We start from the raw sequence: 16,834 nt of genomic DNA, 5'->3' as shown, positions 1-16,834 counted from the left end.
CTACTTCCTATTTGCGCCCCGTTCCGCGACGAGCGCCTAAGACACAAAGTACCGCGAAAACAATCGACCACGCCACCACATTGAGAAGGATCTGCCACAGTTCGTACTGAACCACACCTGTTTCTCCGTCGAAGCCTTCTCCTTGAGCAAGTGGGTACGCCGCCAACCGTGTGATGCCCCACACAGGGACAAACACCGACAGTTTGAGCAAGATTCCTGACAAAGGCATAAACCCGTTACCCAAAAACATCATGACAACAACGAGCCCGCTGGCAGCGCTCACTGCTGCTTCACTGCGGAACAGCAGTCCGAATGCTAGGCCATAGAGAGCAAACGTCACTGCGCCTACAATCAGCAAACCGAACGTCGCAAGCCACACCCACGCGTCCATACGCGTACCAACAAACAGCCCTGCAACATACACCGCTCCCACCGCGAGGACCGAATATGCGAGTGCAACGACAACTTTGCTTGCAATGAACCCAGCCGAGGGAAATGGAGTAATACCTATTTGCCGACCCCAACCCTGCTGAAGTTCGACCGCCGCGGCCCCGGCGAGTCCTGTCGTTGCCGTAATCGCGGCGTAGGCGCCCATATTCACCATAATGCTCGCAGTGACATTCCCCCGACCGCTACCAAGTTCATTGTTCGAGACGTCAGCCATAGTTCCGAAAATGACAAACATAAAAACCGGCAAGAAGACTGCGAAGAAAAGCCCCACGTACTGTCGTAGATTGCGCTTGAGGTCAATCCACATGTATCCCGTGTTCAGAATCGTGCTCATGAGTTCTCCTTGGTTGTGAGGTGAGCGAAAACGCTGTCAAGGCTGGCAGTGTGGATCTCTAGATCACGCGCTGTGGTTTCGGTGAGCAGATAGCGTGCAACGGAGTCCGCATCGTCACACGTGAGCTCAACGCGGTCTCCGGACCGCTGCACGTCCGTCACCCCCGGTAGCTTGCTGATATCAACATCAGCATCCAGATGCGCGGTGATTGTTTTGCCTCCTAGACGAGCGCGCACCTTACTCGTCGAGCCGTCGGCAATAATCTGCCCGTGTGCCATGAGCACCGTCCGCTGTGCGAAGTCCTCGACTTCCTTCAGGTAGTGCGACGCGAAGATGACGGTGCGTCCTTCGGTAGCTTCTGCGCGCATCGTTTCCCAGAACGCGGTACGAGCGTTGACATCCATCCCCGTGGTGGGTTCGTCAAGAATCAGCAAACGGGGGTCCGGAAGCAACGCCAAAGCAAAGCGGAGCCTCTGCTGCTCACCGCCAGAACACTTGGACACCCTGCGGTGTACAAGCGATTCAATGCCGGCCCGACTAATAGCTTCATCGACACCAATGTGATTGGTATGCGTGGAAGCGATCATCTGTACGGTCTCCTTGACCGTGAGGTCTCCTAACAGGGCACCCGTTTGAAGGATTGCCGACACGTGCCCTAAACGCACTGCTTCTTTGGGACGCACGCCTAGTACGCTCAGCGATCCGCTGTCTGGTTGCGACAGCCCTAACACCATGTCAAGGGTCACGGTTTTCCCTGCCCCGTTGGGGCCTAAAAGGGCCACGATCTCGCCTTTGCCAACTGTGAGCGAAAGGTCGTTGACCGCGCGTACTCGCTTACCCTTTGGCCCCCGGAAGGATTTAACGACGTGTCTGATTTCCAGTGCGGGGGTATCCGCACCACTGCCTGTGAGCGAGCTGTTATCGTTCATATTTTTATCTTTAAGGACCAAGCGTTTCAACACATGAGGCAGACATCATGATCTAGCCATGACAAATGTCATGCTGATAGAACAGAGAAGTGAATCCGTTACTCGCGTCTGTGCCCCTCGTGCTTCCGTGCGTGCTGTTGGCGTGCCGACTTTCGCCAACTGTTGCCGGCGTCAGCGCGGTGGGAGCAGCCGTGCTGGTGGTCCTGCTCACCGGCGTTCCCATCGACTGGCCCAGCCTGCCGGAGTATTTGGGCATCACCGCCGAGGTTCTCTTCATCCTTCTCAACGGCATGATCCTGGCCAGACTCATGCAGATCAGTGGCGCGATGCGCTCCATCGGCAACTGGGTCTCTAACGCCACTCCCGGAATCGGCGCTGGAACCGCGTTCGTGGTGTTTGGGGTCGTGCCGTTCGTCGAATGCGTCACCGGATTTGGAATCGGCGTGACCGTGGGCGTTCCGATCCTGATAACTTTGGGCCATAAACCGGCCAAAGCGGCGCTGTTTGGCCTTCTGGGTTTGTGCGCAGTTCCGTGGGGCGCATTGGCTCCGGGCACCGCCGTTGCGAGCTCGCTGACCGGTTTCGATTTCACCACCCTGGGAGTAATGTCAGGGTGGTACAACTCGGTGGTGCTCGTGGTCGTTGCGCTTACAGTTGCGTGGGGAACAGGGTTTGCGCGAGCCGCCCTACCCACGTTCGCCTCAGCCGGCTTCCTGTGGGGTTCAATCCTTGTGACAAACATGCTCATTGGAACACCACTTGCCGGCGTGATCGGCTCCGCGTTGCTCATGGGGCTGTCCTTGGTGGTGTACCGCATGGGTGGGGCCCGCATCCCGGCCCCTCCGGCTCGCGAACTCGTCCCTTATGCGGTGTTAGCAGGCGGTCTGTTGTGCGCCAGTGTGGTTGCCATGCTGGTTCCTGCCCTGGAGTGGTTGGCACTCCCGCCCGTGTGGTTGGCTGTCGCGTGTGTTGTTGCGTACCGGGTGTTGCCCGGGCAGTCAGGGATGATCGCCGAGGTGCCAGACGCCTTACGCTCATGGGTTCCCATTGGCGTGAGTACGGGTCTGTTTATGATCCTGGGATGGGTCATGGCGGCTACCGATATGAGTACCGCAATTGGGGAGGCCTTGAGTCCGGCAGGCGCGTGGCCAGGTCCCCTCTTGGGTGCCGTGGGGTCGATCCTGACCGGTTCAAATACCGCGTCAAACGCGATGTTCGCCCCTACCATTGCCACGCTCTCGGCAACTGGAAGCTTAAGCGTTGTCGCCGCGGCGAATGTGGCTGGTTCGTTTATGATCTTGGCGGCCCCACCGCGTGTTCTCATGGCCGTCACGTTGGCTGGCGACCGCGAGTCCTACGGCCGCACGCTCTTGCGCGCAATAGCAATCGCCAGCGCTCCCCCACTCGTAGGTGCGGTAGCGCTGGCGATCTGGCTGTAGTTTTTAGTCTTCGCCCTTCGACGTTCCCGTGGTAGCCGAGGTCTTGCGCTGCATGCGAGATTCGAGCCACCGCGCAATTCCGGCGACGACCAAGTTAATCGCAATGTAGATCACCGCGCCCACGATGAACGTGGGGAGCAAGTTACCGTACTGGCGACCAATGACGTTGACCTGGTGGAGAAGGTCTTGGTACGTCACCATATAGCCCAGGGCCGAGTCCTTAAGAAGAACCACGATCTGAGCGATCAGCGTGGGCATCATGGCCCTGAACGCCTGTGGCATCAGTACCAGACTCATCGTCTGGGAATCGGACAGCCCGATCGACTGTGCTGCTTCACGCTGCCCCCGGGGCACTGCCAAAATCCCGGCGCGAACGACCTCGGCGATCACCATACCGTTATACAGCGTCAGACCAATGACCACCGGCCAGAACGACCCAATGGTCTTTCCAAACAGCAGGTACGTTGCGAAGATCAACAACAGAACCGGGAGCCCACGGAAGAACTCCAGAACCAAAGTCGCAGGGACAGAGATCCACTTCTTGGACGACAAGCGCAGAAGCGCAAACACGACCCCCAGGATGAGCGCCAGAACAGACGCAACAACCGCAACCTTCAGAGTGGCGAGGAGGCCCTTAAACAGTGCCTTCTGGATCGTCGCGTATGCGAACGGTTCCCACTTAGCTGCATCGAGCTGGCCGGCAGAAGAGAACTTCCACACGACAAACGCAACAACTCCTACGAGCAGAACACCCGATGCGATCGACAGGATCACATTATTGCGCTTGCCTTTAGGGCCTGGCTCATCGAATAGCACTTGAGTAGACGCGCTCATCGGTGAATCACCCACTTGTTTTCCAGAATCGTGAATACCCGGCCAAGAATCAGCGCCAGAACAAGATACGACACGGCCGCTCCGGCAATGACCAGAAGCGTGATGTCACCGCGCACCTCGATCGCGTTGCGCATCGCAGAAATGATCTCTCGGTTGTTAAACGCTGATGCGATTGACGTGTTCTTCAACATCGCAATGATGACGCTTCCCAGAGGCGGGATCACCGTGCGAAACGCTTGAGGCATGATGATGTACCTCAGGGTCTGGCCGAAGTTCAGACCGATCGCACGGGCTGCTTCCGCCTGCCCTACCGGGATCGTTGAAATACCCGAACGCAGAACCTCTGCAACGAAACAGCTGGTGTAAGCGATCAGGGCGACGCACGCGAGCACGAACGAGTTGATTGCCGAATCGTGGCTTGCGCGAATGTCCAGGAACGGCAGCCCGAACACGCAGAAGAACATGACGAGCGTCAGTGGTGTGTTTCGAACCGTGGTGATGTACACCGAGGCGGCGGCACGCAACACCGGGGTTGGTGACACGCGCATCGCGGCGAGGATCGAACCCAAAACCAGGCACCCCACCAAGGTGACACCAAAAAGCTTGACCGTTCCCCATACACCGCTGAGGAACAGCATCAGAAGATCAGCGAAATCCACGAGGATCCTTCTCAGACTGGTGGTCGCCGGGATGACCCGGCGACCACATCAACATTAGTAACGGTCAGGTTGAGGCTGTTCAACACCGCTGGAGTCACCCAGTGTGTACTCGAACGCCTTCTTCCAGTCCCCGCTATCCTTGGATGCTTCGAGAGCGTCGTTCACTGCGTCACGCAGAGCCTTGTCGTCCTTTGGCAGACCAATTCCATAAGGTTCTTCCGTGAATGGTTCGCCAACCACCTTGAATTCGTCCTTGTACTGAGCGGCGTATCCACGCAGAATCGCGTCGTCAGTGGTGACGGCGTCAACGTTTCCGCTCTGAAGGTCAGTCACACACTTGGAGTATGCGTCGTAGGTGACCAGTTCAGCGTCTTTGTACTTCTCCTGGATGTTCTGTGCAGGAGTCGAACCGTCTACCGAACACACTTTCTTCCCAGCGATGCTGTCAGGGCCGGTGATGTCGGAGTCGGCCTTCACCAGAAGATCCTGACCAGCCACGTAGTACGGACCAGCGAAGTCGACGACCTCTTTACGCTTGTCGTTGATGGTGTAGGTTGCCACGATCATGTCGACGTTGCCCTGCTGCAGGAACGGTTCGCGGTTAGCCGACACCGTTTCGACGAACTCGATTTCGTCGTCCTTGAATCCCAAGCTTGCAGACACCATCTTGGCGATTTCGATGTCGAAGCCTTCAGGCTTGTCGGCACCGGCGCTGATGTTACCCAGACCAGGCTGGTCGTACTTCACGCCCACCTTGATCTTGCCAGCGTCCTTGGCTTTTTTCCATGTGGGGCTGTCTGCCAGATCGACGTCTTCAGCAACCTTGTACTCAGGTGCTTCGCCACCGGATCCCTGTTCACCAGGTGCGCCTTCTTTACCGCAACCGGTCAACGCGAGAATGCCCACAGCCAATCCCGCAACGAGTGTCGTTACTTTCTTCATTGGTTTCTCCTCAGTGAGTCAGGATCTTAGACAAGAAGTCTTTTGCACGATCCGATTGGGGGTTGGTAAAGAACTCTTCTGGTTCGGCGACTTCCACAATTTCGCCGTCGGCCATGAACACCACGCGGTTGGCTGCTTTTCGAGCGAACCCCATTTCGTGGGTCACCACCACCATGGTCATGCCGTCCTTGGCCAAGGTGACCATGGTGTCCAGCACCTCGTTGATCATTTCCGGGTCCAGAGCCGAGGTGGGCTCGTCAAACAGCATGAGTTTGGGTTTCATTGCCAAGGACCGGGCAATCGCCACACGCTGTTGCTGACCACCGGACAGTTGGGCCGGGTACTTGTGTGCCTGGTGGTCCACGCCCACACGCTTAAGCAGTTTCATTGCGAGTTCGTCAGCGTCCTTCTTTGACATTTTGCGAACCTTGATGGGGCCAAGCGTGACGTTTTCCAAAATGGTCTTGTGCGCAAACAGGTTGAAAGACTGGAACACCATTCCCACATCTGAACGCAGAGCTGCCAGCTCCGCGCCTTCCTGCGGAAGGTTCTTGCCATCGATCTTGATGGAACCTTCACTGATGGTTTCCAAGCGGTTAATGGTGCGGCACAACGTGGACTTACCGGAACCGGAAGGCCCAATGACGACAACAACCTCGCCTCGGTCGACAGTGAGGTTGACGTTTTTCAGAGCGTGGAAGTCGCCATAGTACTTTTCCACGCCTGCAAGCTCCACCAGCGGAGTCGAAGTCTGTTCGGTCATATGGTGAACTCTAATGATTTATTGATCTACGTCACAATTCGGAACACCAGTAGGCGGTCAAAAACCGCATTTTGTAACCGTTTCTTGACCTAATCAGACGCTTTCACTCGCGCCTCATCATCGCTTGTGACGACAAAAGCAGCGATGAGCGTCGAAAGTGGAATGGCGCATACCAGCCCAATGGACGTCACGAGAGTGAGCACAACATGGCCCGCCATTTCACCCAAGGTGAGTTGAGTGAACAGATTGGCTCCACTTGTCAGAGTCACCAAGAGAACCGCAAGTGAGCTACCTGCGAATGCAAAAACCACGGTATAGACAGTCGAGGCGATGTGGTCTCTACCGATCCGCATGGCCGAGGTGAAAAGAGATCGCACAGAGGAACCCGGTGCGGTTCGTGCAAGCTCCCACACAGTTGCTACCTGTGTAATAGCGACATCGTTAAGAACACCAATACCGGAGATCAACACACCACAAATCACAATGTCAGATGCTGAAAGTCCGTAGTACGTGTTCAGAATGTACAGTGCGTCCGTATACAGCCCGCCCAGATGTGCCCAGCGCGTCCAGATCACCGCAAGAACTCCGGAGATTGCGACACCTGCCAACGTCCCGATGAGCGCCGCGGTCGTTCTGGCGTTAAAGCCGTGGGCTAGATACAGGACCGAAAAGAGAATCGCAGTCGATGATGTCAAGCCCACGCCGATCGCTGAATGACCACTCAGAATCGATGGGAGCATGAAGCCCACAATGACCACCATCGCGATACTGAGCCCTATGAGCGCACGCGCGCCCCGCAACCCTGCGACCACCAGAATCGCAACCACATAGATCGCGCTCAACACGCCCAGGGGAACACGCCGGTCATAATCAATGAAGACCACTTCTCCCCCAGCGTGGCCGTCCACGACGCGCACACTGTCTGACACCTCGGGAATGGACGCTTCTTTGGGAAGCTTCACCACATTGTCGCCGGCTTTCACCGTCACGCACGAAGGCGTGACCGCTTCCTGGCACGCACCCGCGTCAACAGCCGTGACCGTGACCGTGTAGATGTCGCGGTCGTCAGTGTTTTTGACATGGTGTGGCCAGTAGGCGATCACGCCTACAACCGTGAGTAGCGCGAAAGGTGCGAGCGCTACAAGCATGAGCGCCCACACGTATTTTGACGCGCTGGGCTGGCGCTGGGGAATGACGTGCACGCGCCGTTATTCTCCTAGCAGCCCAGGCCCTGTGCCAGGTAGTTTTCGACATCGTCGATAGCGATGCGTTCCTGGCTCATGTCGTCGCGCTTACGCACGGTCACCGCGTTATCATCGAGCGAGTCGAAGTCGAACGTGATGCAGAACGGGGTACCGACTTCGTCCTGGCGGCGGTAACGGCGACCGATCGCACCTGCGTCGTCGAAGTCGATGTTCCAACGCTTGCGCAGGTTCGCTGCCAAAGCGCGCGCCTGTGGTGACAGTTTTTCGTTGCGTGACAACGGAAGTACCGCAGCCTTCACCGGTGCCAGACGAGGGTCGAGTTTGAGCACAATGCGCTTGTCGGTTCCACCCTTTGTGTTGGGCGCTTCGTCTTCGCAGTATGCGTCGACGAGGAATGCCATCATGGAACGGGTCAGACCGAACGACGGTTCGATGACATATGGGGTGTACCTGTCTCCTGTCGCCTGGTCGAAGTACTGAAGTTTGGCACCCGAGGCGTCGGTGTGGTTGGACAGGTCGAAGTCCGTGCGGTTTGCCACACCCATGAGCTCTCCCCACGGGTTGCCCTGGAATCCGAACTTGTACTCCAGGTCAATCGTGGCGTCCGAATAGTGCGCGCGTTCATCTGCTGGCACATCGTATTTGCGCATGTTGTCCGGGTTGACACCCAGGTCAACGAACCAGTTCCAGCACGCGTCGACCCATTCGTCAAAGTACTTTTGCGCGTCATCTGGGTGGATGAAGTACTCGATCTCCATCTGCTCGAATTCGCGGGTGCGGAAGATGAAGTTTCCGGGAGTAATTTCGTTGCGGAATGCCTTACCCACCTGGCCGATACCGAACGGTGGCTTACGACGGGCGGCCGTAACAACGTTGTTGAAGTTCACGAAGATACCCTGCGCGGTTTCCGGGCGCAGGTAGTGCAGGCCCTGGCCGTCGTCAACGGCGCCCAAGAAAGTTTTCATCAGACCCGAGAACTGCTGTGGCTCGGTCCACTTGCCAGGCTGTCCGGTTTCTGGGTCGTTGATGTCGGCCAAACCGTTTTCCGGTTCTTTTCCGTGCTTTGCCACATACGCTTCAATGAGGTGGTCGGCGCGGTAGCGCTTGTGCGTGTGCAGGGACTCGACCAATGGGTCTACGAAGGTTTCAACGTGGCCCGATGCTTCCCACACCTGACGCGGAAGAATGATCGACGAGTCCAGCCCCACCATGTCTTCACGACCTCGGACAAATTCCTGCCACCACAGTCGCTTGATGTTTTCCTTCAGTTCCACGCCCAACGGGCCGTAGTCCCATGCCGAACGAGACCCGCCGTAAATGTCACCGGCTTGAAAAACGAAGCCACGTCGTTTAGCCAGGGTGATGACGGAATCTAGTGTCGATGCCACGAATCTCTCCTTTAGTGAATTGCAACCGGCTGGCTGCCGGGCCTATGTGCACGTGCGCACAGTGACAAGCGTACCCAAGATCACATGCCGGCTCATATTCGCCCCCTGCCAACCAACGGGTACACTTGAACAGCACCCAAACCATCTCATGGCTCCTCGTGCTTTCGGGTTGCACACGCGAGCCTCGGTAGACCGCCAAACAGTCATCTGCGGTCAAGTGTGTTCAATCAAGAAAGAGATATCCATGGGTAACGCCAACGAACAGGCTTCCGACAACACTGACATTCGTTTTTCCGACTTCGATCTCGATGGACGTGTCGCACGCGCAGTCGCAGATCTGGGATATGAGTCCCCCTCCCCCATTCAGGCCCAAACGATTCCGCTTCTCCTCGACGGTCGCGACGTCATTGGTTTGGCTCAGACGGGAACGGGTAAAACCGCGGCTTTCGCGCTTCCTCTTTTGAGTAGCATTGCCGGGCGGGAACGCCCACGGACCCCGCTGGCGCTCATCCTTGCTCCCACGCGCGAACTCGCAATCCAGGTAGCCGAGGCTCTCACCAGCTATGCCACCCACCTCGGCGACTTCTCCGTTCTCCCCATCTATGGCGGACAGTCCTACACTCCACAGATCTCCGGTCTGAAACGCGGCGCGCACGTGGTCGTGGGAACGCCCGGTCGCGTTATCGACCACATGAAGCGTGGCACGCTTGATTTAAGCCATGTTGAACATTTGGTTCTCGACGAAGCCGACGAAATGCTCAAGATGGGCTTCCAAGAAGACATCGAAGAGATCTTCGCGAAGACCAACCCTGACCGCCAGGTGGCTCTGTTTTCGGCCACCATGCCAGCCTCGATCCACCGGATCACCGGTCAATACCTCAACGACCCGGCCGAAGTTCGCATTCAGGCGAAAACCACGACCAGCGCGAACATTCGCCAGCGGTACCTCACCGTCATGCACTCGCACAAGCTCGACGCCCTCACCCGCATTCTCGAGGTGGAAGAGTACGACGGCATCATCATGTTTGTGCGCACCAAACAAGAAACGGAAGAGCTCGCCGATAAACTCAAAGCGCGCGGTTTTTCCGCTGCCGCCATCAACGGTGACATTCCGCAGGTCGTCCGTGAACGCACGGTTGAAGCACTGCGATCCGGGTCCATCGACATTCTGGTCGCCACCGATGTCGCAGCCCGCGGGCTCGACGTCGAACGCATCAGCTTGGTAGTCAACTTCGACATTCCACACGACACCGAATCGTACGTCCACCGGATTGGCCGCACGGGCCGCGCCGGGCGCACGGGTGAAGCGATCCTGTTTGTGACACCTCGGGAAAACCGCCTTCTCAAGGCCATCGAAAAGGCGACACGCCAGAAGGTCGAACCCCTGGTGATGCCCACGGTAGAAGAACTCACGGTCACGCGCACGCAGAAGTTCCAAGACCGGATTTCGCACACGCTGAACTCACAGGACCTGTCCGAACTGCGTCCCGTCATCGAGGAATACGTCAACACGCACAACGTCCCTGCTGAAGACGTCGCGGCCGCCCTGGCGAGCCTCGTGTTGGATGGGGCGACACTGACCGCCGAGCCACTTCCGGAACCGCACGTCCGGGCCAGCCGCAACGAACGCGCGCGCACGGCCGAAGGCATGACCACCTACCGCCTGGCCGTGGGTAGGATGGACAAGGTAAACCCCGGCGCGATCGTGGGTGCGATCGCCAACGAAGGCGGCATCAGTTCTCAGCAGATCGGCAACATTTCGATCCGGTCGAACCACTCGTTGGTCGACCTTCCGCAAGACCTTGATGCGAGCGTTCTCAAACGTTTGAGCAAGACCAAGGTCGCTGGCCGGCACATCGATATCCGCCCGGACCGAGGTCGTCCCGGCCGCCCGTTCAAAAAGCGCAGCAACGACAAAGGTGCTGGTGAAGGGCGCAAGTTCGGGAAGGACGGGTTCCGCAAGGACCGTCGCAAAGGTGGCGGCTTCGGCGGGAAGAAGTTCAAGAAATAGGAGAATTCGCGCATGAAGAGCCTCGCACGTTTTTGGCCCGATCTTCGTGCGCGAGCAGGCACATACACTTTCGTCTGCGTTCTCACCTTTGTAGTCGTCGCGCTACCCCTGGTGGTGCCGGTGATCACCGGGCGTATCGTTGACGGTCCTGTGGCCCACGGTAATGTGACGGGCCTGTGGGGGCCGGTCGCGTTCTTAATGGTCGTGTCCATCGCCGAGGTCGTTGCCCTGTGGATACGCCATTACGCCGTTGCCGGGATTGTGTCGCAGTGGGAGATCACGTGGCGACATCGACTGTTCGACCATTTGCAATACGTACCAGTGTCGACGCACGACGCATGGGAGTCCGGACAGTTGCTGTCTCGTGCCGTTAACGACATGAGTCAAATGCGCCGGTTCTTTGCGTTCGATCTGCCGTTTTTGGTGTGTTCGCCCTTGGCAATCATCGCCGGAGAAATCATCCTCACAGTCATCAGTCCGTGGTTTGGGCTCATCATGCTCATAGCGGCCGTACCCACCGTGATCGTCGTTGTGGTGTTCGAACGCAAGTACCGGATCACGTCCCGGGCGACGCAGGACGCGCTGGGCGAAGTGACCACCGCTGTAGAAGAGTCCATCCACGGCCTGCGGGTCATCCGGTCGTTTGGTCGTTCCCCATGGATGACGCAACGGTTTAAAGCGCTCGCGCTCACGGTTCGTTCGCGCGAAATCCGCAAAACGAAGCTGGACTCGTGGCTGTTCAGCTTTATCAACGTTGCAACCGCGCTCGCCCAGATCGCGATCGTAGGGTTAGGCACCTGGGGTGTGGTGCAAGGCTGGATCACCGTGGGTCAGGTAGTCGCTGCCGTCACCACCACCATGGTGATGCGCATCCCCATCGAAAGTTTCGGGTTCTTACTGTCGGATTTCCTCATGGCGGTCACCGTAGCCACACGATATTGGGAAGTCATGGACCTCCCCGTCAGCATTGCCGACGTAAAGTACAAGGTACCCGATGCGAAGGATCTGTATCAGATCTATACATACATGCAGTTTGCGCGTCTCAACGAGGCTTATATCATCTCACCTTCCGTTCGAACTGGAGACGTGGTCGAGACGTTCGACGGTCACCGAATCAAATGCCTTGGTTTGGATAGCAGTTATGCGATAGACGTCGACGCACTTGCTTCGAGGGTTATCGAAGCTCTGCGGTAAAGAGGGGTTGCTGCACGGTGGTTGAAGCCAACACTCGCTCAGCAGTGGCGAGGTATTCTGCGCTTACATCAAAACCGATATAGCTCCTCTCGAGCTTCTTCGCTGCAACGGCGGTAGTTCCAGCACCCATGAATGGATCAAGAACCACATCACCAGGGTCCGTTGAGATCGCGATGCAGCGCCCAGGACGACGCTGAACCGGGAACTGAGCCCCATGCCCATCTCGGCCAGAAGAGGTTGGCAAGTACCAGAAGTCACTAAGCTTGTCCGACTCAAGCAGCTGTCGCCCACCAAGGTCTGAAGGTAGCTCCAAGTATGCGGCCTTGTTGAACTTGGGGGTTCGTTCCCGAGTGAGATGCAGAATGTACTCAACATTTCTGCTGACTCGCGACTGCTGGGGTTCAGGAGTTGTGGCCTGCTTGCACCACGAGATCGTGCTCTTTACGTAGTAGCCGATTTGGGCAGCACGCTGAGCAATCCGTTGCGGGATCAAACACTGCTCACCATCTTTCAGATACGAGTGTACGGCGGAATACCGCAAGTACTCGTGATCTTTCCACGATCGACCATCCTTGCCTTGCATCGCATGCAGTGTCTCAACTGCACTACCACGGATTTGAGTGCGAGTGTTGTACGAATCCATGATGTTCCACCACACGGAGCCATCTGCAGCAATTTTCGGAAGCAATGCATGCAAGACCTCGACCGAATGGCGAATAAACCCTTCAGGTGTCTGCTCGAGACCAAACGAGCAGTTCTCGCCATCCGCCCAAAGGCGCTCACCAGGCTCGTCATAGACCCGCATAGCCCAGTACGGCGTTGAGGTGACAACAGTATTCACCGAACCATCTTTCAGTCTTCCAATCAACTGGAGAGCGTCTCCGACAACGAAGGAGTCCTTTTGAATGACCTCTTGACTCTCGGCAACGAGCACGGCTCCGGTGACGGCTCGACGGAGATATTCAAGAACTCTGCTGCGAGGAACGAACGTCTCGGAGAATGCATCTTGATCTAGAAGTTGCCGAACGTCGGCCTCGGACAAGATTGACTTCCTGCCAAGGGCACGCCTAATGAAGCTGTGAGTCATGCCCACAACGGGGGGCAACAAGCTCAATGGGGAACACTAAGTCGGTAGCACTGCTGTCGGGGGAGGCGACCGCCGTTTGAGGCTTGATGGTATATGCCTGCTTCATCTCACTCATTACGACCGTCGCCGGTTCCTTCCTCATAACAGTCTTCAAAAGCCAGAATGTCGTTGGGTGAACAATCCAACGCTTTACAAATCCGCCCAAGTGTCGCGGTGGTAACCGTCTGATTTCGACCCAGCTTCGTGATGGTTGATGAGCTCAGACCGGCAAGGTCTCTAAGCTCGCCCTTCCGAATTCCTCTGTCGATAAGCAACTTCCAGAGGTTTCTATAGTCCTCGCGAGGCGCGTTCGATGTGTCAACCATGCAGCCAGAATACCATATCGCATGACTATTCGTGCGATACAGCCAGCTTTGATCAAGGTGTACATTTGGGTATCGCATGACGCCCTACCGATACTTTTTACACCCTCGGGTGCTGCAGTGACTCGCAAACTCGGATCAGCTCTGCCCAGAGATCCTCAGCGGTCACTTTGCGTCCTTTCAAAACGCGAGAAACCCCTCGAGCTGCGCCTCTACGTAGGCTCAACGTCTAGCTCAAGGGACTTGACCCCGGTCGGGAGTTAGGTTAGGCTTACCTAAGTGGAAGGAGGTTTGCTGTGACAGACCGATCCGGTACAGTTCGACGCTCAGCTCGCGGGGGATTAACCGACTCAATTCTAGGTACCCGAAATCTCATGATGGTGGCCTCCCTGTCGGTGGTCGGCCTCATCATCCTCATCCCACTGAGCTACATCGCGCCGGCGGGTGCGGCTTCGCAGAGCGCAGTCTGGCTCGGGGTGTCCCTTCTCGGACTTTGGGTCATTCCCTACCTCCTTCCTCTGGCCGTTGTGCGAAGGCCGGGCGCTTCGCTGCTGGCCGCGCTGATCATCGGAGTTGTGAGCGTATTTACTACTCCCACTGGGCCTGCCGCGATTGTCGGTAACGTCATTGGCGGGCTCCTGGTTGAGTTTCCCATGGCGTTGATGCTGTACCGAAAGTGGACGTGGTGGGCGTATCTGATCTCCGCCGCATTCTTCGGGGCATTTAACAGCCTGTTGTACCTCACGCTGCTCAAGCACGCGGTGGGAATCTCGGTATCGGGACTGATCGTGCTGGTGGGAGTCACGTCGTCCGTCATTGGCAGTTTGGCCGTCGTCGGACTAACCCGTTTGCTCAACAATGCAGGCGTAGGCGTAGACCATCGTGAGTGAAAGGCTGGCCTCCACTTTGAGTAGCGAGCAACGGTCTGTGAGCGAGTCCGCGCGGGCGCTCCTGGCGGTTGAGGATCTTTCCGTTCACTACTTGGGTCAGGACCGGTGGGTGCTGCAACGTCCAAGCCTGGTCCACCTGAGCGGTCAGGTAACGGCCGTCATTGGGCCCTCTGGATGCGGTAAAACTACCTTCGTCCGAGCCGTGTGCGGCCTTGTGCCCCACTGTCTGCCGTCCGAATACTCCGGCAGCGTTCAAATTGCCGGCGCCGAAATCGCCGACGCCACGGTCCAGTTGATCGCTACCAATGTCGCCTACGTGGGACAAAATCCGGATGCCGCAGTCATTACCCGTACGGTGTATGACGATGTCGCGTTTGCGCTGCAGAACCTCTGCCTGCCTGTTCCTGAGATTGATCGACGGGTACGCGAGGCATTGGCTGCGGTTGGTCTGGAGACCAAGCTGTGGGAGAGCCCATGGAGATTATCGGGCGGCCAACGCCAGCGCCTAGCGATCGCAGTAGCACTGGCTATACAGCCCCGCTTACTTGTCCTCGATGAGCCAACATCGACTATTGACACGCAAGGCACGGACGAGTTTTACAGCGTCATCCAACAGCTGGTTAGCGATGGCGTGGGCATCGTGGTGATCGACCATGACCTCGACCCGGTCCTACCCCTGTGCGATCAAGTCATAGCGCTCAACGCGCAGGGCGCGGTGATCGCGCAGGGAACTCCACATGAGGTTTTTCTCAGCCATACCGCGGAACTTGAGGCGTGCGGAGTGTGGCTGCCCCGTGCGTTACGCGACGAATCCCCGCACCACGCCTTGACCTGCGAGCAGGCGGGCATTCGAGTTCCCCGCATCACGGATATCTGTGGTGATTCGGTGCAATATCAGCGGCGCACCGAAGCAGGATGGGAAACCATCGATGCGATTGACACGCTCGACGGTGGAGGCAGCGCCACGGTAGAGCTGGCAGATTTCTGTGTTCCCGGACGCTCCCCAGCTATCTCTATGCGGCTACGGGGTGGCGAGTTTATCGCGCTTATAGGGCCGAATGGCGCAGGCAAAACATCCCTGCTCGCGGCGCTGGCGGGTCTCATACCATCAAAGGCACAACGCGCTACGGTCTGCGGAGAGGTTGTGCGGCGAGGGCGGCACCAGGTCGGCTACGTGTTTCAAAACCCGGAACATCAGATGGTTTGTTCCACCGTGGCTGGCGAAATCTCCACGGGGGATGTTTCCGCGTCTAAAGCCGAGGCTATTGTGGAGCAATTCCATCTCTCCCAGTATCGAGACCAACACCCGTTGACTCTCTCAGGCGGCCAGATTCGTAGACTATCGGTGGCTACGATGGTCGCCGAGAGCCGCGATGTGATTGTCCTTGACGAGCCCACGTACGGCCAGGACTGGGCGAATACCTGCGAACTCATGGCCTTCATCGACGAACTGCGCGCTGAGGGCAGAACCGTCATCATGGCCACCCACGACCTAGAACTTGCCCTATCACGCTGCAGCCACATCATCGCGCTACCTGCTGCCGTTAGCGAAACTCGTGAAAACGCCGCATCCGCAGCACCAGCGAACCCGCCTTCACCGTCCGTGCCCCGTGGACTCTTCTCATCGTTCAATCCTGTGACGTTGCTATTGGCGCTAATCCCGGCGATGGTCATGGTGTTCGTATGCAAGGACCCGGCCGTCAATGTTGGAGTGCTCATCGCAGCGAGCCTGGCCATGGTAGCCGCGAGAGCGAGTCGCGCTCGAACGGTCATGTCACTGCTAGCACCCTGGGTCATCGCAGCTGTGCTACTGCCGGTGTTCCGCTACAACTACACCATTGAAGAGGTCAGCCCACTCTACAATCACGGTGGCGAGCTTGCGGCAGCGAGCGGCACCGGGGCACTGTTGTCCCTCATGCTGCTTTCAGGCATCAGCACTCATCCGGAAACGCTGCTTCGCACGTTGACGACGACGTTCAAGCTTCCCTATCGGGTCACTGCGGCGGGAACTGCGGCTGTCGCCTTCGTCACTCGTTTCCGGCAAGATTTCCAGCTGTTGCGCACAGCGCGGGCATTGCGGGGTATTGGGGCATCATGGGGGCCGTTAGCGCCCGCAATTCGATGGGTGGGTTCCCTCGTGCCGCTGGCGATCCTCGCCGTCCAGCACGGCGAACGGGTTGCCCTGTCGATGGATTCACGTGGCTTTGGCGCCTATCCGCGGCGCACGGAACTCCAACACACACCGTGGCAGGTGCGAGATTGGTGCCTGGTGGGCCTCCTTTGGGCCGTTACTGCGTTGCTGTGGTGGTGGCGCCAATGAACGTTTCGAAAGACTCGACTCGACAGG

General features: G+C 57.6%; 15 protein-coding genes. 5 read left to right on the top strand and 10 right to left on the bottom strand.

The features are described from left to right. Positions 1-7 precede the first annotated feature (7 nt). Both JOE56_RS10130 and JOE56_RS10125 read right to left on the bottom strand, forming a co-directional pair. The gene (locus JOE56_RS10130; RefSeq protein ID WP_204515863.1) at positions 8-784 is read right to left on the bottom strand and encodes an ABC transporter permease; all 777 of its coding nucleotides are present in this window, start codon (positions 782-784) and stop codon (positions 8-10) included. Continuing rightward, positions 781-1,713 carry an ABC transporter ATP-binding protein gene (locus tag JOE56_RS10125; RefSeq protein ID WP_204515862.1) on the bottom strand — a complete coding sequence of 311 codons (933 nt, stop codon included), beginning with the start codon at positions 1,711-1,713 and terminating at the stop codon, positions 781-783. Before JOE56_RS10125 ends, JOE56_RS10130 begins: the two co-directional genes overlap by 4 nt. Before the next feature lie 110 nt (positions 1,714-1,823). Here JOE56_RS10125 and JOE56_RS11680 point away from each other — a divergent pair, with 110 nt between their 5' ends. After that, positions 1,824-3,152: an L-lactate permease gene (locus JOE56_RS11680; protein ID WP_204515861.1), complete on the top strand. Its 1,329-nt coding sequence runs from the start codon at positions 1,824-1,826 to the stop codon at positions 3,150-3,152. A gap of 3 nt (positions 3,153-3,155) precedes the next feature. Here the strand turns inward: JOE56_RS11680 and JOE56_RS10115 are convergent, their stop codons facing one another. From JOE56_RS10115 to JOE56_RS10090, 6 genes are all read right to left on the bottom strand, one after another. Beyond that, positions 3,156-3,986: an amino acid ABC transporter permease gene (locus tag JOE56_RS10115; protein ID WP_204515860.1), complete on the bottom strand. Its 831-nt coding sequence runs from the start codon at positions 3,984-3,986 to the stop codon at positions 3,156-3,158. Next, positions 3,983-4,645, bottom strand: a complete 663-nt coding sequence (locus JOE56_RS10110) for an ABC transporter permease subunit (RefSeq protein ID WP_204515859.1) — start codon at positions 4,643-4,645, stop codon at positions 3,983-3,985. Before JOE56_RS10110 ends, JOE56_RS10115 begins: the two co-directional genes overlap by 4 nt. Positions 4,646-4,699: 54 nt before the next feature. Beyond that, positions 4,700-5,587 (bottom strand): glutamate ABC transporter substrate-binding protein, encoded by an 888-nt coding sequence (locus JOE56_RS10105; RefSeq protein WP_204515858.1) that lies wholly within the window; start codon positions 5,585-5,587, stop codon positions 4,700-4,702. A gap of 10 nt (positions 5,588-5,597) precedes the next feature. Then, the gene (locus JOE56_RS10100) at positions 5,598-6,350 is read right to left on the bottom strand and encodes an amino acid ABC transporter ATP-binding protein (RefSeq protein WP_102238183.1); all 753 of its coding nucleotides are present in this window, start codon (positions 6,348-6,350) and stop codon (positions 5,598-5,600) included. A gap of 89 nt (positions 6,351-6,439) precedes the next feature. Continuing rightward, on the bottom strand, positions 6,440-7,552 hold the full coding sequence (locus JOE56_RS10095; RefSeq protein WP_204515857.1) for a YibE/F family protein: 1,113 nt from the start codon (positions 7,550-7,552) through the stop codon (positions 6,440-6,442). Positions 7,553-7,566: 14 nt separating this feature from the next. After that, a complete protein-coding gene (locus JOE56_RS10090; protein ID WP_204515856.1) occupies positions 7,567-8,943 on the bottom strand; it encodes a glycine--tRNA ligase in 1,377 nt (458 codons plus the stop codon). Positions 8,944-9,187: 244 nt separating this feature from the next. Here JOE56_RS10090 and JOE56_RS10085 point away from each other — a divergent pair, with 244 nt between their 5' ends. Both JOE56_RS10085 and JOE56_RS10080 read left to right on the top strand, forming a co-directional pair. After that, positions 9,188-10,954, top strand: coding sequence for a DEAD/DEAH box helicase (locus JOE56_RS10085; RefSeq protein ID WP_204516131.1), 1,767 nt, complete (start codon positions 9,188-9,190; stop codon positions 10,952-10,954). Positions 10,955-10,966: 12 nt separating this feature from the next. After that, positions 10,967-12,148 carry an ABC transporter ATP-binding protein gene (locus JOE56_RS10080; RefSeq protein WP_239530429.1) on the top strand — a complete coding sequence of 394 codons (1,182 nt, stop codon included), beginning with the start codon at positions 10,967-10,969 and terminating at the stop codon, positions 12,146-12,148. On the opposite strand, the gene JOE56_RS10075 is transcribed toward JOE56_RS10080, so the two are convergent. Together JOE56_RS10075 and JOE56_RS10070 are read right to left on the bottom strand one after the other, a co-directional pair. Next, entirely contained in the window at positions 12,129-13,235 is a 1,107-nt protein-coding gene (locus JOE56_RS10075; protein ID WP_204515855.1) for a DNA-methyltransferase, read from the bottom strand. The two genes, JOE56_RS10080 and JOE56_RS10075, sit on opposite strands and share 20 nt — an antisense overlap. A 107-nt stretch (positions 13,236-13,342) precedes the next feature. Beyond that, complete coding sequence (locus tag JOE56_RS10070) at positions 13,343-13,600, bottom strand: helix-turn-helix domain-containing protein (protein ID WP_041630930.1); 258 nt, start codon at positions 13,598-13,600, stop codon at positions 13,343-13,345. Positions 13,601-13,893: 293 nt separating this feature from the next. Here JOE56_RS10070 and JOE56_RS10065 point away from each other — a divergent pair, with 293 nt between their 5' ends. Beyond that, positions 13,894-14,487, top strand: coding sequence for an ECF transporter S component (locus JOE56_RS10065; protein ID WP_204515854.1), 594 nt, complete (start codon positions 13,894-13,896; stop codon positions 14,485-14,487). Beyond that, the gene (locus JOE56_RS10060; protein ID WP_338028663.1) at positions 14,480-16,807 is read left to right on the top strand and encodes an ATP-binding cassette domain-containing protein; all 2,328 of its coding nucleotides are present in this window, start codon (positions 14,480-14,482) and stop codon (positions 16,805-16,807) included. The genes JOE56_RS10065 and JOE56_RS10060 overlap by 8 nt, the downstream gene beginning before the upstream one ends. The last annotated feature ends 27 nt before the right edge of the window (positions 16,808-16,834 follow it).

The sequence above is a fragment of the Brevibacterium paucivorans genome (genome assembly GCF_016907735.1).
Lineage (GTDB): Bacteria > Actinomycetota > Actinomycetes > Actinomycetales > Brevibacteriaceae > Brevibacterium > Brevibacterium paucivorans.
This window is presented reverse-complemented; position numbering and strand designations above follow the sequence as displayed.